Source organism: Streptomyces sp. NPDC002868 (genome assembly GCF_055563295.1).
On the sequence record NZ_JBVHDR010000007.1, the window covers coordinates 40,498 to 55,534 of the forward strand.

Genomic DNA, 15,037 nt, shown 5'->3' on the forward strand with positions numbered 1-15,037 from the left:
GGTTTCCGAGTCTCAATGCTGGGCAGTCGGCGACGCTCCGTCAAGAAGTCAGATGTCCTCACCGAATCTTCTTGGCATGGACACTTCCGGTGAAGTATGGGCCTTGCTACGACAGTTGTGGCAGAGATCCTGCTAAAGGGAGGTTCCATGAAACTGTCCCGAATCGCGGCATTCTCATCCTCACTCCTCCTCGGCACCGTCCTCGCTCTCACCGGAGCCGGCCAGGCACAGGCCTCGGACACCGCTCTGGCGCTGGACTATGTGGCCCTCGGCGACTCGTACTCATCGGGCGTCGGGGCCGGCAGCTACGACAGCGGCAGCGGCAACTGCAAGCGCAGCAACCGTGCCTTCCCCAAGCTCTGGGCGGCCTCGCATTCACCCTCGTCCTTCGCGTTCACCGCTTGCTCGGGCGCTCGTACGGGTGATGTCACGGCCGGTCAGCTCTCCCCCCTCAGCTCCGCGACCGACCTCGTATCCATCACTGTCGGAGGCAATGACGCGGGCTTCGCCGACGTCATGACCACCTGCGTCCTGCAGTCCGAGTCCACCTGCATCAACCGCATCAACCAGGCGAAGAGCTACGTCGATTCGACCCTGCCCGGCAAGCTCGACTCCGTGTACTGGGCCATCAGATCCAAGGCTCCGGCGGCCCAGGTCGTCGTCCTCGGCTACCCACGCTTCTACAAGCTCAGCGGCAGCTGCGCCGCCGGGCTGAGCGAGAACGAACGGGCCGCGATCAACGGCGCGGCCGACTACCTCAACGCCGCCACGGCCAAGCGCGCGGCCGACCACGGCTACGACTTCGCGGATGTCACCCCCTCCTTCACCGGACACGAGATCTGCTCCGGGTCGGCCTGGCTGCACAGTGTCAACTGGCTCAACATCGGCGAGTCCTACCACCCCACCGCCTCCGGACAGTCCGGCGGCTACCTGCCGGTGTTCACCTCGCACGCCTGAACACGGAACTCGCCGCGCTCGCAGTGTTCGCGACGCTCGGTGTGTTCGCGGTGTTCGCGGTGTTCGGTGTGTAGGAGCTCTCGTCCGTCGGGGGCTCCTGCTCGCAGGTGACCGAGAAGTCGATCCAATTCGAGCGCACCTCGACCGGGCTCCGGACCTCCACCCGGATCCGGTCGTGGTGCGTCTCGTTCGCCTTGTACGTCAGCTCGGTGTGGCTGATTTGTTTCTGCTTCGAGCCCCCGGCCGCGAAGTGCAGCGTCTTCCAGCCCGAGCCGGAGCTCTCGCCACTCTTGGTCGCCCAGCGGTAGTCGACAGCCGCCGGGGTGCGGCCGACCGTGATCGTCGCCCGGAAGGACGGCGCCTCCGCTTCCGGTGGCGGGCAGGCGCCCGAGTAACTGCCGTGCACGGTCTCGACGTACACCTTCACGGTCTGCGGCGGCGTGACCGTACCGCCATTGCCCGCGCCGTTGCCTCCGTCGTCGCCCCCGCCGTCGCCCCCATCGGTCGTGCCGCCGTCCGTCCCTCCGCCCGGGGCGGACGCCGTACTGCCCGTGCTTGCGCTCGAAGTCCCCGACGCAGGGACCGTGCCGCCGCCGTTGTCGTCCCGACCGCCCTGGTCCTTGCCCTTGTTGACCAGCGCCCAGGCCAGTCCGCCGACCGCGAGCAGCAGGATGGCCACCCCGGCGACCAGCACCATCGCTGCCCGCCGCGCGCGTTCCGGCGGTACACCGGTCGTGGCCGTGGTGGCCGGACCGGACATGGGAAGCGGCACGAACGGGGTCGGGGGAGTGGCCGGGGTGGGGGACGCGGCCGAGACGGTGGGGCTGTACGGGCCGGGCGGCGGTGGAGCGGTACGCGCGCCGCCGCCCGCGCCGATGACCCGCAGTTGATGTTCCGCCTCCTCCGCCGAGAGTCGTTCCGCCGGATCCTTGCGCAGCAGCCCCGCGATCACCGGCGCCAGCGCACCGGCCCTGCGCGGCGGCGGCAGTTCCTCGTCGACGACGGCCCGCAGCGTGCTCAGCGGGGTGTTCTGGCGGAACGGGGTGTTGCCCTCGACCGCGGCGTACAGCAGCACCCCGAGCGACCACAGATCCGACTCCGGCCCTGGTGTACGCCCCAGCGCCCGCTCGGGCGCGAGGAATTCGGGGGAGCCGATCAGTTCGCCCGTCATCGTGAGGTTGGAGGTCCCCTCGACCGTGGCGATGCCGAAGTCGGTGAGCACTATGCGGCCGTCATTGGCGATGAGTACGTTCCCCGGCTTCACATCCCGGTGCAGTACGCCCGCCTCGTGCGCGGCGCGCAGAGCGGCGAGGATCTCCGCTCCGATGTGCGCGACGCGCTGCGGGGGCAAGGGCCCTTCCACGTCCAGCACATCGGAGAGCGCCAGGCCGCGCACCAGCTCCATCACGATCCAGGGCCGGCCGTCCTCGGTCGCCACGTCGTAGACGGTCACCACATTGCGGTGCGAGATCCGGCCCGCGGCCCACGCCTCCCGCTCCAGACGCGCGTACAGCCGCTGCTCGTCCGTAGTGCCGAGAGCGGCGGGGGCGCGCACCTCTTTGACCGCCACCTCGCGGGCCAGCAGTTCGTCGCGGGCGCGCCACACCACGCCCATCCCGCCCTCGCCCAAGGGGCTCAGCAGTCGGTAGCGTCCCGCGACCAGCCGCTCATCGCCCGGCACTTCGCTCACAGCGAGCCCCCATCGGTAGCAGAGCAACTACCCCAAGTTAGCTCACGCAAGAGCTGTTGCCGCCCCCTTGAGCGCCAATCCGCATCCGAGGGCGAGGACTATGCAGGCCGTGCCCAGCGGCATCACGCGCTGCGCGGCGGAGAAGACCCGTCCCTTGCGACGGCTCCGGTCGGCCAGCAGGCGGGCGGCGCGATCACCGAGGCGGACCGCGGCGAAGCCTGCGGCGGCGAGGGTGAGGGCGAGCCCGACGCCGTACGCAATGACGAGCAGCAGACCGAACCAGGCCCGCCCGAGCGCGGCGGCGCCGACGAGTACGACGACGGCGGACGGACTGGGGACCAGTCCGCCGGCAAAGCCGAGCAGGAGGGTTGAACGGACGCCCAGGGGGCGGTGGTCGTGACTGTGCGGGTGCGCATGGCCGTGGGAGTGGCCGTGGTCGTGGTCGTGCCCGTGGCTATGGCTGTCGTCGTGGCCGTGGGAGTGGCTGTGCCCATGCCCGTGGCTGTGCCCATGCGCATCACCCCGGTTTCTCCACGCCCTGCGTACCAGCACCGCCCCCGCCCCCGCCACCAGCGCCCCGCTCGCGACGCCCAGCCACGCCACCACCGACGGTGCGGCCGCCGATCCCAGCGCGATCAGGCCGCCGAGCGCGAACACGCCGAGCGTGTGCGTGATCGTCACCGACGCGCCCAGCGAGAGGACGTCGCGCAGGGAGTTGCGACCGCCCGCCGCCGCGGCGGCCGCCATCACGGTCTTGCCGTGACCCGGCGCAAGCGCGTGCAGCGCGCCGAGCAGGACCGCCGTCGCCAGTGCCAGCGCGGCGAATCCCGCGGTCAGTTCGCGCCGGGACACCAGACCGGTCAGCGCCTGCGTCCAGCGGTCGGTCCCGCGCGGCAGCACGGAGGCCGGGGGCGCCGCCGCATCCGACCGGTCCGCCGCCGGAGCCCCGCCGGGAGTTACCGAGAGGCCGGCCGTCCTGCGGTCCAGCGGTGAGGAGAGCTGCCCTTCCGGGTACCGCGCCAGCCGCCGGGACGCCGACGCCCTGGGTACGTCGGACGAGGTGAGCGTCATCCGGTCGCCGTCGGCTGTGATCTCCCGCCAGCCCGGCCCCTGGCCGTCGCCCGCCGCCCGGAAGGCGATCGTCTGCCGCCCGTCGGGCAGTTCGGCCGTCAGCCTGCACTCGACGCGCAGCGTCGGCAGCCCGGCCTGCCCGGGGCGTACCTCCGCGTCGCCCGCGCCGGGCGTGAGCGGAACCACGCGGCGTCCGACCGCGACCTCGGTGTCCCGCGCCGCGTCACCACAGCGGCCCTGGGCCCACTCGGACAGTTCACGGGTGGACATCTCCCGGTCGCCGTTCCGGTCGATCTTCGAACGCGCCTGGGCGGCCGGTATCTCCGCCAGATCCTCGACATGGTCGACGCTCAGCCGGCCGGGCGAGACGAGGAGCCCGTCGTAACGGTTGACCGTGAAGTTCCCCAGGGGATGCGCGGCGGCCGTCCCCGCGGGCAGCACAGCGAGCGCCGCCCCGGCGACGAGGACCGCCGCGCCGACGGCGGTCGTACGCCTCTTCATGACGCCTCCAGAGCCTTCAGTGCGGTTCGTGCCGCGAGTGAACCGGTGGGGGAGAAGCCGGGGTTGATCTTCAGCGCGGCGGCCAGCGAACCGCGGGCCTCCGCCGACCTGCCCGCCGCGCGTTCGATCATGCCGCGGTGGTAGAGGAACACGGCGTTGCGGCAGCCGGTCGGTGCGGACGTCCTTACGTACGAAAGGGCTTCCGCGGAACGGCCGTTGACGTGCAGGGCCCAGGCGAGCGCGTCCGCCGTGTGCACGGTCCGGCGCTTGCGCCACTCGGCGCGTGCGGCGTCCAGCGCCTGGGCCCGGTCACCGTGGTCGGCCAGGGCGAGAGCCGTGTCCAGGTCGGTGTCCACGCCATTGGCGCGGGCCAACTCGGTCCAGGTGCCGATGAGTTCGTACTGCGCGCGGGCATCGGCCTTGCGCCCACCCGCCTCGTACAGCTCACCGAGGGCCACCAGCTGTCCCGGCAGCGGCAGCCGGTTCACCACCGCTTCGAGCCCGGACACGGCGGCCTTGGTGTCGCCGCGAGCGGCCTGCGTGCGGGCACGGCCCTCGAGCGCGGGCAGATACGCCGGGTCCGCCTTGAGCGCGGTCGCAAAGTGCTGCAGGGCGGGGGCGTACGCACCCTGGCTCCACTCCAGCTGGCCCAAAGCGGTCGCCACATACGCCGTGTCACCGGGGGAGGAGGCCGACTCCAGCGCCCGTCCGAGCACCCGGCGGGCTCCCGCGATGTCGCCGCGCAGCTCCAGTACGTACGCGTAGCGCGTGAAGACGGGAATGCCGGGGCGGCGGCGGTCGGCCTCCTCGGCCGCCGCCAACGCCCTTGGATAGCTGCCCAGTTCGACGAGGGCGTCGATCCGGGAGGCGAGCGCCCGCTCGCCGTACGGATTGACCTTCAGCGCCGCCTCCGCCTCGCGCAGCGCGCCGCGGAAGTCGTGCCGCGCCGCCGCGAGCGCGGCACGACCCGCGAGTGCCGCGTCATTGCCCTGCGGCTGGAGAGCCAGTGAGCGGGCGAACGCCTTGTCCGCCTGCGGGTACCGGGTCGGGTCGCCGCCGGTCCTGGCCTGCTCGACATAGGCGGCGCCCAGCGCCGCCCACCCCCGGGCGTCCTTGGGCTGCGCCCGCAGATGCGCCTGGAGGCCGGTGACCCCGCGGCCGAGGTCACCGGTGCCGATCCGGTCGAACGGCGCGTCCGCCACGGGCGCTGCGGTGCGGGCCGCCGGGGGCTCCTGGTCCCCCCGGCCGGCCACGACAGCACCCGCGGTGAGCGCGACGGCCATCACGCCGGCGGGAAGGAGGATTCCCCAGCGCCGGGCGCCCGCCCCTGATTCCCTTCGCAGGGACATGAGTCTTGCCCTTTCCGCTCGTAGATGCGTACGGCCAGATGCGTACGGCTCAGCTGTACGGATTCCGTCGCCGCATCCGCCACCAGTTGAGGCCCAGGGCGACGAGCAGTACCCCCGCGCCCGCGGCGACCGCGGATGCGATCAGCGTGGTGCTGGTGGCGTCACTGCCGGAGGCGGCAGACGAAGCGCCACCGGTGAGCAGGTTGCCCTGGGCGTCCTTGGTGCCGCCTTCCTTGGCGAGCGGCCCCCGGGAGCCGGCCGTCGGGAGCGCCACGTACGGGAAGGCCTTGCCGAACTTCTGGTCGTTCTCGTTGACCGCGTCGCCCAAGTCGTTCTTCTGACCGAGGAGTTCGCCCTCGACGACCTGGAGCGCGATGTCCAGCACGTCGTCCGTCAGCCGTCGCCCGTTGGGGAATCCGGCGTTGTCGCCGTCCAGCACGCCCAGCCTCTTGGGCTCGGCACTCGGCTGGATGGAGGTGTTGAGCCGCAGCATCTCCGCGGGACGGACATGCGGCGGCTTGTTGAGCTTGTCGACCCCGGTCAGGAACACCGAGACCAGGTCGTTGCGCGGTTCGGCCGGGGCCTTGATCTTGTAGATGCCCTCGATCAGCTTCGGCAGTTCCGGCTTGGTGACGAAGTTCAGGAAGTCACCGTCGTTCCAGGGGGCGGACGCGTTGAACTTGTCCTTGTCCTTCACGGGTATGACGACCTCGTTGACCAGCGGCATACCGAGCCGGGAGACCTGGGTCCAGTGACCGCTCGCACCCTTGCGCTGGGTGGTCGACCAGATGCCGACGATGGGCTGCTCCTCCGACTCCTGGATGTACGCGGTCGGCACCTGCAGGGCGATGGAGTTGACGCTGTAGCCCTTGAGCGTGTCGTTGCCGACCTCGGAGAGGTTTCCGCCGTAGAGCAGGTCGAAGACGCGCAGGTCGAGGAAGAAGGGATCGTCCGCCTGGCCCGCGAACGCCATGGAGCCGCCGGGGAGGTGCTTGACTGCCTGGTCGCGCAGGGCCTGGTAGTCCGGCATGGACGCCTTGCCCACGTTCGACGGCGCCACCGGCAGATCGTCGGCGATCTTTGTGCTGTGCTTCACACGCTGGTTCTTCAGCCTCAGCAGTTCGATGTCGTACGTCTGCGTGATGTTGAGGTCCGGGTCGTCGAGGGAGGTGACGGCGCCGGTGTTGAAGAGGAACGTATTGCCGTTCTTGACGTGGTCCTTGAAGGTCCACCGGTAGATCAGGTCGCCCTGGGCGTCGCCGTCACTGTCGATGTGGATGTCGTACTGGGCGTCGTCGGCGAACTTGAAGAAGTTCGGGCCGCCGGCCGGCTCCTGGAACGGCAGCACGTTGGCGACGAGCGTGGTGGTGTCCGGCTTGTCGGGGCTGACGAACGCGTACACGTCCGTGTTGTCGTACTGCGGCTGCCCGGAGATCAGTGGGGCCTCGCGGTGGCTGGAAGCCTCGGCCGTGCCCGGCTCCAGCCCGGTCACACCGGAAGCCACGAGTGTCCCGGCGGCCAGCGCGACGCAGGTTAGAGCGGCGAGCCTCCTGGGCCCCCGCCCGCTGCTGCTCATTGCGGTCATCGAATCCGTCCTTCGCGAGTGCTGGTCTTGCTTCGATGCCAGCCATTCGGTGCGGAGGGCTGTTCGGATTGGTCGGGAGTCCAGGAAGTTTTTCCCGACGCGCTGTCCAACTCGCCCTGGAATCACGTGGATTCGGTGAGTAGTCGTCAACTCGCGTACGGGTGTGGTGAATCCTGTGACCGGAATACACGAGTGTCACCGCGGGACGATAGGGTTAACCTGCCCGGGCCGGGTGCCCTCGTACGGGTGGGGAGTGACATGGAACAGATAACGGTGCGCAGCAGGGCGCGAGTGCCTGCAATCACGTGTGGGAGCAGTGCGACCAGCACGCGTCTCGACCGCCATCTCTCGGTGCTCGGCGGCCCTGCCGTCCCGCAGGGTGAGACGGCCGAGGCGACGTCGCTGATGCTCGAGCTCACCTCACGCGATGTCGCGCACACCCGCAAGAGCAAGAGCGCGCGTGTCTCGCTCTTCGCGCCGCTCAGGCGGCTGCGTCGCTCACTGTTCGGCAGCCGCGGCTGACCGACCCCCAGGACGTTCTTTCCTACGCGAACGCGCTCAGGCGACCACACCGTCCCGGCGCAGCGCCGCTGTCCCCTCATCCGTCATCCCCAGGGCCTTCAGCAGCGCATCGGTGTGCTCGCCGAGTGCGGGAACCGCGCCCATCCGCGCCTCCGGCCCGCCCGGCAGAGTGATCGGCGGCAGCAGCGCCCGCAGCGGCCCGACCGGTGAGTCCACCTCCCGCCACCGGTCCCGCGAGGCGAGCTGAGGATGCCCGGCCACGTCCGTCACGCTGTTGAGCCGGGCGCATGCGATGCCCGCCGCTTCCAGCCGGCCGATCGCCTCCCGTGTGTCGAGGCGGGCCAGCGCCTCGGCCACCACCGCATCGGTCTTCTCCCGGTTCGCCGTACGGGCCGTGTTGGTCGCGAAGACCGGATCGACCCCCAACTCGGGCCGCCCGAGCACCTGGTCGGCCAGCCGCCGCCACTCCCGGTCGTTCTGCACCGACAGCAGCACCTGCCCGCCGTCCGCCGTCGTGTAGGCGTCGTAGGGCGAGATGACGGCGTGCGCGACCCCCGTGCGCGCCGGGGCCTCACCCCCATGCATCCCGTAGTGCAGCGGATGCCCCATCCACTCCGCCAGCGACTCCAGCATCGAGACCTCCACAGGGCCTCCGACGCCCGTGGTTCCGCGCCGTAGCAGCGCCGCCAGCACCCCCGAGAAGGCGTACATCGCCGCCGCGATGTCGGCCGCCGGAATGCCCGCCTTGACGGGCTGCTCCGCGGTCCCGGTCACCGACACGAGGCCCGCCTCGCACTGCACGAGCATGTCGTACGCGCGCTTGTGGGCGTACGGCCCCTCCGCGCCGTATCCGGAGATGTCCACGGCGATCAGCCGCCGGTGCGCGGCGCACAGAGTGTCCGCGTCCAGACCGAGCCGGGCGGCCGCGCCCTGAGCGAGGTTCTGCACGAACACATCGGCGTCCGCGACGAGTTGGCGCACGATCTCCAGGCCGCGCGGGTCCTTCAGATCGACGGCGATGGACTCCTTGCCGCGGTTGCACCAGACGAAATGCGAGGCGAGCCCGCGGGCGGCGGTGTCGTAGCCGCGCGCGAAGTCGCCGCCGTCGGGTCGCTCGATCTTGATGACGCGGGCGCCGAGATCGGCGAGCTGGCGCGTGGCGAAGGGCGCAGAGACGGCCTGCTCGACGGCGACGACCGTGATCCCGTCGAGGGGGAGAGGGTGGTTCATGAGCCGTGCCTATCGTGTACGTACCACCTTTGTCACCCCCTGGACCGCCTACCAGCCGTTCTGCGCGAAGCGACGTGGGGCGTGTCCGATGGATCGGATCGCGCCCATGCCGTGATCTTCTGGCTGACACAGCAACGTACGCGGCTCCAGTTCGGCCGAGGAGATGCGATGACGCAGCGTGAGGTAACAGGCGAGGCGGGGTACCCGGAGTGGTTCGGGCGCAGGCGGGTGCTGGGGTTGGCCGCAGCCACGTTCGTCTCGTCGCAGTCGTGGCTCGGTACGGAATCGGCCGCGCAGTCCGGCGCGGTACCCGGTGGCCGGCCCGGGGACGTGCGGGAGGAGTCCGGGCTCGATGTGCGTGCCGAGAACTCCCGGCCGGGAGATCGTGACTGGCGGATCACCCGGGCGGGTGCGGCTGGTGCCGTTCAAGGCTTCGCCGAGCGCGTCAGCGTGCGCTCGGGGGAGGTCGTCGCGCTGCGCGTGTCGACGACGGCTGCGGCCTACACCGTTTCGGCGTACAGGATGGGCTGGTACGGCGGAGCGAGGGCTCGTCTCGTCTGGAGGTCGGGCCTACTGCCGGGGGTGCTTCAGCCTCCGGCGCTGCTCGATGCGGGCACGCGGATGGCGCGTGCCGACTGGCGGCGGACGGCGGAAGTGGACACCTCGGGCTGGCCGGAGGGCTGCTACCTGCTGCGGCTGGACGCCGAGGACGGCCGGGGGCAGAGGTTCGTACCGCTCACGGTCCGGTCTTCTTCCGCAGCCGGCCGTATGGCGGTGGTCAATTCGGTCGCCACCTGGCAGGCGTACAACCGGTGGGGTGGCGCCGACCTGTACAAGGGCACGACCGGCAAGAAGGGTTCGCGATCCCTCGCGGTGTCATTCGACCGTCCCTACTCGGGCGGTCAAGGGGCCGGCCAGTACTTCGTCTACGAGGCGCAGTTGGTCGCGCTGGCCGAGCGGATAGGGCTTCCGCTGGCGTACGCCACGGGAGTGGACGTGGCCCGTGAGCCGCGTTTCCTGGGCGGGGCCGTGGCCATGCTCTCGCTGGGGCACGACGAGTACTGGAGTCCCGAGCAGCGGCGGCATGTGGCCTCGGCGCGCGACGGGGGTATGAACCTGGCCGTGCTCGGGGCCAACTGCTGCTACCGGCGTGTCCGCTTCGAGCCGTCCGCCGTGGGAGCGGACCGGATCGTGGTCTGCTACAAGGGCGACTACGCCAAGGACCCCGGGTTCCAGCGCGGGTGCCCCCCGACGAACGACTACCGGCGGATGCCCGCACCCGAACCCGAGAGTTCTCTGCTCGGGGTCATCTACGACGGCTACCCGGTGGACGCGCCGTTCGTGGTGTCCCATCCGGATCACTGGCTTATGGAGGGCACCGGGGCGCGGCTGGGCGATTCCTTCCCCCACCTGGTGGGCGTCGAGTACGACCGGGTGAACCCGGCTCATCCCACGCCTCGGCCGATCGAGATCCTGGCGCATTCGCCGGTGGTGTGCAAAGGACGCCCCTCGTACGCCGACATGGCCTACTGCTCCCTGCCCGGTGGGGCGGGTGTCTTCGCCACGGGCACGATGCGCTGGGTCGAGGCGCTGGAGGCGACCGGCCCGGGCGGGGGCAAGGCGAACCACGGACTGGACGAGCGGGCCGGGAAGTTCACCCGTACCGTGACGGCCAACGTCCTGCGGGCGTTCGCGCAGGGGCCGGCGGGGGACGCGAGACCCGCCCATGACAATCTGGCCGATTCCTTCGCCCCTCACAACGCCCGTCACAACAGGGCGAACTGACCCTCCGGCCCTTCCTCATGATGGTCGAGTACGGAGGCGGGCCGCCGGGTTACGTCGCTCGGCGGCAGAACACCCGGGAGCTCGGTGATCTCCATCCCCTTCAACTCCTGCTTCTGGAGCCGGAGTTGACCCAGCAATGCCAGCACGGTGATCAGTTCCAGCAGCTCGGAGGTCCACTCCTGTGGCCACACCGCGGGCCGGATCGCCTCCAGCGTCCCGGGCTCGGCCCCGGCGGTACGGCGCTCGAACCAGAGCTCCAGCACGCGTACCCCACCCACCTCGAAGTTCCAGGCATCCGCGGGCACGGGTGAGATCCGGCCAGCTCCGAGGCTGAGCACCTCCTCCTCGGCGTCGTACGCGATCGCGTCCGGTCGCGCGGGCACGGCGGCCCGCACATACGGCCGCCGGCCGCCCGGCAGCCGGGGCCGCTCGCCGCCCCGGGCCCCACGCAGCTGGACCTCCATCATCCGCCGCCCCAACTCCACACCGTCTACCCACACGTGGGGGTCGGCGGGCAGCGGCACCACGCATCCCGCTGCCGACGTCTCGGCGGCCGCGACGATCCAGGCAACGACTTCGTCGGTCCCGACCTCGCGCCCGTACCGGCTCCCCAGGGCGGACAGCAGCCCGGGCGCGAGATTGGGCTCGACGCCACCGGGCCGCCGGTAGAGCGGACGAATCCGCCCGGGCCTTCCCGCGGGCGAGCGCCCGTCCGGCAACAGGGCGGATGCGACCACGGCAGGCCCCGACGCGTCGGCCACCCACCCTTGCTCGACGACAAACACCTGCCGCTCATCGGCGACCCGCCACAACTCGGGCCGGGCGGAGTCGATGAGCCGGTGGTCGGGAATCAGCCACTGCTCGTCGAAGGCCCCGTGCAGCACCCGCACCGGCGCGGGACACCGCCCGTCCTCCCGGACGAACCTGCCCGTCCCGCTGGTCTGCCCGGGCAACTGGGCAACGGCACTGCGCGGCGTACGGGCCCGAGTGCACCCGAACAAGGCATCGCGCTCGACGCCCTCAGCGCGCACAAGAGCATCCCACCGGGCCTTGAGAGAGCCCGCATCCGGGGCCATCACCCAGGCCCGCCCCAGCCGCAATGGGGGTACGCCCCACGGCATGAGCTCGTCCAGCATCGGCATGCCGAAATGCTAACCGGGGGCCCGGAGGCCCGCCCCGGGCCCACCACCCCGAGCCCCGCCCCGCGGACGCCTCGCTCCCGGACGCCCGTACCGCGGACGCCCGCACCGCGGAGGCCCGTGCCCCGAGGCCCGCACCCCCGACCGGACGGTCACTCCGCGTCGACCGTCACCGAGAACGAGAACCGGTCCCCCCTGTACCGAATCCGCGCCACGTCCACCACCCGCCCGCCCTCGTCGTACGTCACCCCCGTGTAATGCAGGATCGGGCTCAGCAACGGCACCCTCAGCAGCTCCGCCGTCGGCGGGTCCGCCAGCCGCGCCTCCACCGTGTCCGTGATCCTGCTGATCCGCACCCCCAGCGAATCCCGCAGCACCTTCGTCATCGGCCAGCGCTCCAGATCCGCGACGTCCAGCCCCGCCGCCACATCCGGGTGCACCGCGTTCTCCGCCCAGTTGGTCGGCTCACCGCTCTCGCCGTCGCAACGCAGCCGCCGGTACGTCACGACCTCGGCCACGTCGGGGAAGTACTCAGCGAGGTCGCCCCGCACCGGCTCGGGCCCGTGTCCCAGGATCGTCGTCCGCTCGCCCGACTGCTGGGCCACGATCGCGTCGATCGAGCCCAGCAGCCGCCTCGGCGCGCCCCGCCGCGCCCCCGGCTCGATGAAGGTGCCACGCCGCCGGTGCCTGCTGATCAGGCCCTCCTCCTCCAGCTCCTTGAGCGCCTGGCGCATGGTCAGCACGCTGACGCCGTAGTGCGCGGCGAGCTGCTCCTCGGTCGGCAGCCGCAGCGACGCCTCGGGCGCTCGGCCCAGTATGGAGGCGCGCAGGGACTGCGAGACCTGGTACCACAGCGGCAGCTTGCGGTTCAGGACCAGCGAGTCGGGGGCAAAGGCGGTCACGGGGTACTCCGTACTACGACCGGAAGTGGCGCTCAAGACCCTGCCACACGTCGTCGTACCCCTTCTGCAGATGGTCGGCGTTCGCCGCCTGCGCGGTCGCCGTCACCGGCCAGCGCGTCTCGAACATGAACGCAAGCCCGTCGTCGATCTTCTGCGGCTTCAGCTCGGCGGTGCTCGCGCGGTCGAAGGTCTCCCGGTCGGGGCCGTGCGCGGACATCATGTTGTGCAGCGAACCGCCCCCCGGTACGAAGCCTTCGGCCTTGGCGTCGTACGCGCCCTCGATCAGGCCCATGTACTCGCTCATCACATTGCGGTGGAAGTACGGCGGCCGGAAGGTGTCCTCGCCGACCAGCCAGCGCGGCGCGAAGACCACGAAGTCGACCCCGGCCAGGCCCGGGGTGTCGCTCGGCGACGTCAGCACGGTGAAGATCGACGGATCCGGGTGGTCGTACGAGATCGTCCCGATAGCATTGAAGCGGCGCAGGTCGTAGACGTACGGAACATGATTGCCGTGCCAGGCGACGACATCGAGCGGCGAGTGGTCGTACGTCGCGGCCCAGAGGTTCCCGCAGAACTTGTTGACGACCTCGACCGGGCCCTCCACATCCTCGTACGCCGCCAAGGGCGCGAGGAAGTCCCGGGCGTTGGCGAGGCCGTTTGCGCCGATCGGCCCGAGGTCGGGCAGCTGGAAGGGCTGCCCGTAGTTCTCGCAGACGTAGCCGCGGGCGGTCGGGCTCTGCCCGCCATCAGGCACAGCGGCGAGCAGTTCGACCCGGAAACGGACCCCGCGGGGGATCAGCGCCACCTCGCCGGGCCGGACGGCGAGCAGCCCCAGCTCCGTGCGCAGCAGCAGGCCGCCGCGCTCGGGCACGATCAGCAGCTCGCCGTCCGAGTCGCTGAACACCCGGTCCGTCATGGAGGCGTTGGCGTGGTAGAGGTGCACGGCCATGCCGGTGCGCTGGCTCGCGTCGCCGTTGCCGCCGAGCGTCCACAGACCGGCCAGCCAGTCTGTGCCGGGCGCGGGCTCCGGCAGCGGGTTCCAGCGGAGCCGGTTGGGGTCGGGGACGGACTCGGTGAAGGGCGCGCTGCGTACGCCGCCGTTGCCGATGCGGACGAACGGCGGATGGGCGGCCGACGGGCGGATCCGGTACAGCCAGGAGCGGCGGTTGTGGGCGCGCGGCTCGGTGAACGCGCTGCCGCTCAGCTGTTCCGCGTACAGCCCGAGCGGTGCCCGCTGCGGTGAGTTGCGCCCGTGCGGAAGTGCGCCCGGCACGGCCTCCGAGCTGTGCTCATTGCCGAAGCCGGGCGAGTACCCAAGGCCTTCGGCGGTCTTGCGCGCCTGCTCGATGCCGCTCATCGTCCGCTCCCGGTGCTGAAGGATTCCTATGCATAACCGTAGGATTGCGGGACCGCCCCGTCAACGGCAACAGGGCGGCATGATGTACCGCGTGTCCCCAGCCCATCTCCGCCGTACGCCCGTGCAGCAGCGCAGCGCCGAGCGGCTCGCCCGGATCCTGGACGCCTGTGCCGAACTCCTCGACGAGACCGGTTACGAGGAGCTGTCCACCCGCGCGGTGGCTGCCAGGGCCGGCGTCCCCATCGGTTCCGTCTACCGCTTCTTCGGCAATAAGCGTGCCCTCGCCGACGCTCTCGCCCACCGCAATCTGGACAGTTACGCCGAGCGGATCAGCGGCCGTATCGCCTCGCTCGGCGCGGGCGACTGGCGCGGCGCCCTCGATGCCGTACTGGACGAGTACCTGGCGATGAAGCGCACCGTCCCCGGCTTCGCGCTGATCGACTTCGGCTACCGGATCCCGATGGGCGCGCCTGCGGTCGGAGCGAACCATCAGGTGGCCGACCGCCTCGCCGCGCTGCTTGCGGGCCATCTGGGCCGCGGCGTCGACGAGGAACTGCGCCGGGCGGTGCTGGTCTCGGTCGAGGCGGCGGACGCGCTGCTGCAACTCGCCTTTCGGGTGGAGCCGGCGGGGGACGAGGGGATCGTCGCGGAGACGCGGGAGCTGTTGCGGGCGTATCTCGCGCGGGTCCTGGACTAGTCGGGCGTCGGGGTGGGGCGCGGCGCCTGCGGCCAGACGACGCCGGCCGCGACGGTCGACGACGGCGAGTGCTGACGGGCCCGGCCGTCCGTCCGCAGCCTCCCGTCCTGGCCAAAGATGGGTGTTGGACCCGATAGTCCACGGCTGGTGCCGCGGGTGATGGTGGGGTGGAGGAACACCCCTACGGCTCCATCCAGCTGTTGGATCGAGGAGTGTCGCGTCCGTCTCGTGCTGGGTGTTCATGGCCACGGC

12 protein-coding genes are annotated in these 15,037 nt (G+C 71.0%); 4 read left to right on the forward strand and 8 right to left on the reverse strand.

The window, feature by feature from the left end:
* The first annotated feature begins 147 nt into the window (after positions 1–147).
* Positions 148–957 (forward strand): SGNH/GDSL hydrolase family protein, encoded by an 810-nt coding sequence (locus ACZ3H8_RS21550; protein WP_467404163.1) that lies wholly within the window; start codon positions 148–150, stop codon positions 955–957.
* On the opposite strand, the gene ACZ3H8_RS21555 is transcribed toward ACZ3H8_RS21550, so the two are convergent.
* From ACZ3H8_RS21555 to ACZ3H8_RS21570, 4 genes are read right to left on the reverse strand one after another with little or no spacing between them, the layout of a single operon-like run.
* Positions 941–2,647, reverse strand: coding sequence for a serine/threonine-protein kinase (locus ACZ3H8_RS21555; protein ID WP_467404166.1), 1,707 nt, complete (start codon positions 2,645–2,647; stop codon positions 941–943). The genes ACZ3H8_RS21550 and ACZ3H8_RS21555 overlap by 17 nt on opposite strands.
* Before the next feature lie 42 nt (positions 2,648–2,689).
* Positions 2,690–4,219 carry a HoxN/HupN/NixA family nickel/cobalt transporter gene (locus tag ACZ3H8_RS21560; RefSeq protein WP_467404168.1) on the reverse strand — a complete coding sequence of 510 codons (1,530 nt, stop codon included), beginning with the start codon at positions 4,217–4,219 and terminating at the stop codon, positions 2,690–2,692.
* Complete coding sequence (locus tag ACZ3H8_RS21565; RefSeq protein WP_467404170.1) at positions 4,216–5,568, reverse strand: tetratricopeptide repeat protein; 1,353 nt, start codon at positions 5,566–5,568, stop codon at positions 4,216–4,218. The genes ACZ3H8_RS21560 and ACZ3H8_RS21565 overlap by 4 nt, the downstream gene beginning before the upstream one ends.
* Before the next feature lie 49 nt (positions 5,569–5,617).
* A complete protein-coding gene (locus ACZ3H8_RS21570; protein WP_467404173.1) occupies positions 5,618–7,153 on the reverse strand; it encodes a DUF4331 domain-containing protein in 1,536 nt (511 codons plus the stop codon).
* Between the two features lie 258 nt (positions 7,154–7,411).
* Between ACZ3H8_RS21570 and ACZ3H8_RS21575 the strand changes: the two genes are divergently transcribed.
* Positions 7,412–7,675 (forward strand): hypothetical protein, encoded by a 264-nt coding sequence (locus ACZ3H8_RS21575; protein WP_398989394.1) that lies wholly within the window; start codon positions 7,412–7,414, stop codon positions 7,673–7,675.
* Positions 7,676–7,711: 36 nt separating this feature from the next.
* Here ACZ3H8_RS21575 and ACZ3H8_RS21580 read toward each other — a convergent pair whose 3' ends face one another.
* A complete protein-coding gene (locus ACZ3H8_RS21580) occupies positions 7,712–8,905 on the reverse strand; it encodes a CaiB/BaiF CoA transferase family protein (RefSeq protein WP_467404175.1) in 1,194 nt (397 codons plus the stop codon).
* 168 nt (positions 8,906–9,073) lie between these two features.
* On the opposite strand from ACZ3H8_RS21580, the gene ACZ3H8_RS21585 reads away from it, so the two are divergent.
* A complete protein-coding gene (locus ACZ3H8_RS21585) occupies positions 9,074–10,690 on the forward strand; it encodes a N,N-dimethylformamidase beta subunit family domain-containing protein (RefSeq protein ID WP_467404177.1) in 1,617 nt (538 codons plus the stop codon).
* On the opposite strand, the gene ACZ3H8_RS21590 is transcribed toward ACZ3H8_RS21585, so the two are convergent.
* The 3 genes from ACZ3H8_RS21590 to hmgA form a co-directional block, all read right to left on the reverse strand.
* On the reverse strand, positions 10,672–11,832 hold the full coding sequence (locus ACZ3H8_RS21590; RefSeq protein WP_467404179.1) for a type ISP restriction/modification enzyme: 1,161 nt from the start codon (positions 11,830–11,832) through the stop codon (positions 10,672–10,674). The two genes, ACZ3H8_RS21585 and ACZ3H8_RS21590, sit on opposite strands and share 19 nt — an antisense overlap.
* Positions 11,833–11,981: 149 nt before the next feature.
* Positions 11,982–12,731: a GntR family transcriptional regulator gene (locus tag ACZ3H8_RS21595; protein WP_467404181.1), complete on the reverse strand. Its 750-nt coding sequence runs from the start codon at positions 12,729–12,731 to the stop codon at positions 11,982–11,984.
* A 13-nt stretch (positions 12,732–12,744) separates the two neighbouring features.
* A complete protein-coding gene (gene hmgA / locus ACZ3H8_RS21600; RefSeq protein WP_467404183.1) occupies positions 12,745–14,088 on the reverse strand; it encodes a homogentisate 1,2-dioxygenase in 1,344 nt (447 codons plus the stop codon).
* Positions 14,089–14,170: 82 nt separating this feature from the next.
* Between hmgA and ACZ3H8_RS21605 the strand changes: the two genes are divergently transcribed.
* Complete coding sequence (locus ACZ3H8_RS21605; protein WP_356229572.1) at positions 14,171–14,785, forward strand: TetR/AcrR family transcriptional regulator; 615 nt, start codon at positions 14,171–14,173, stop codon at positions 14,783–14,785.
* Positions 14,786–15,037: the final 252 nt, after the last annotated feature.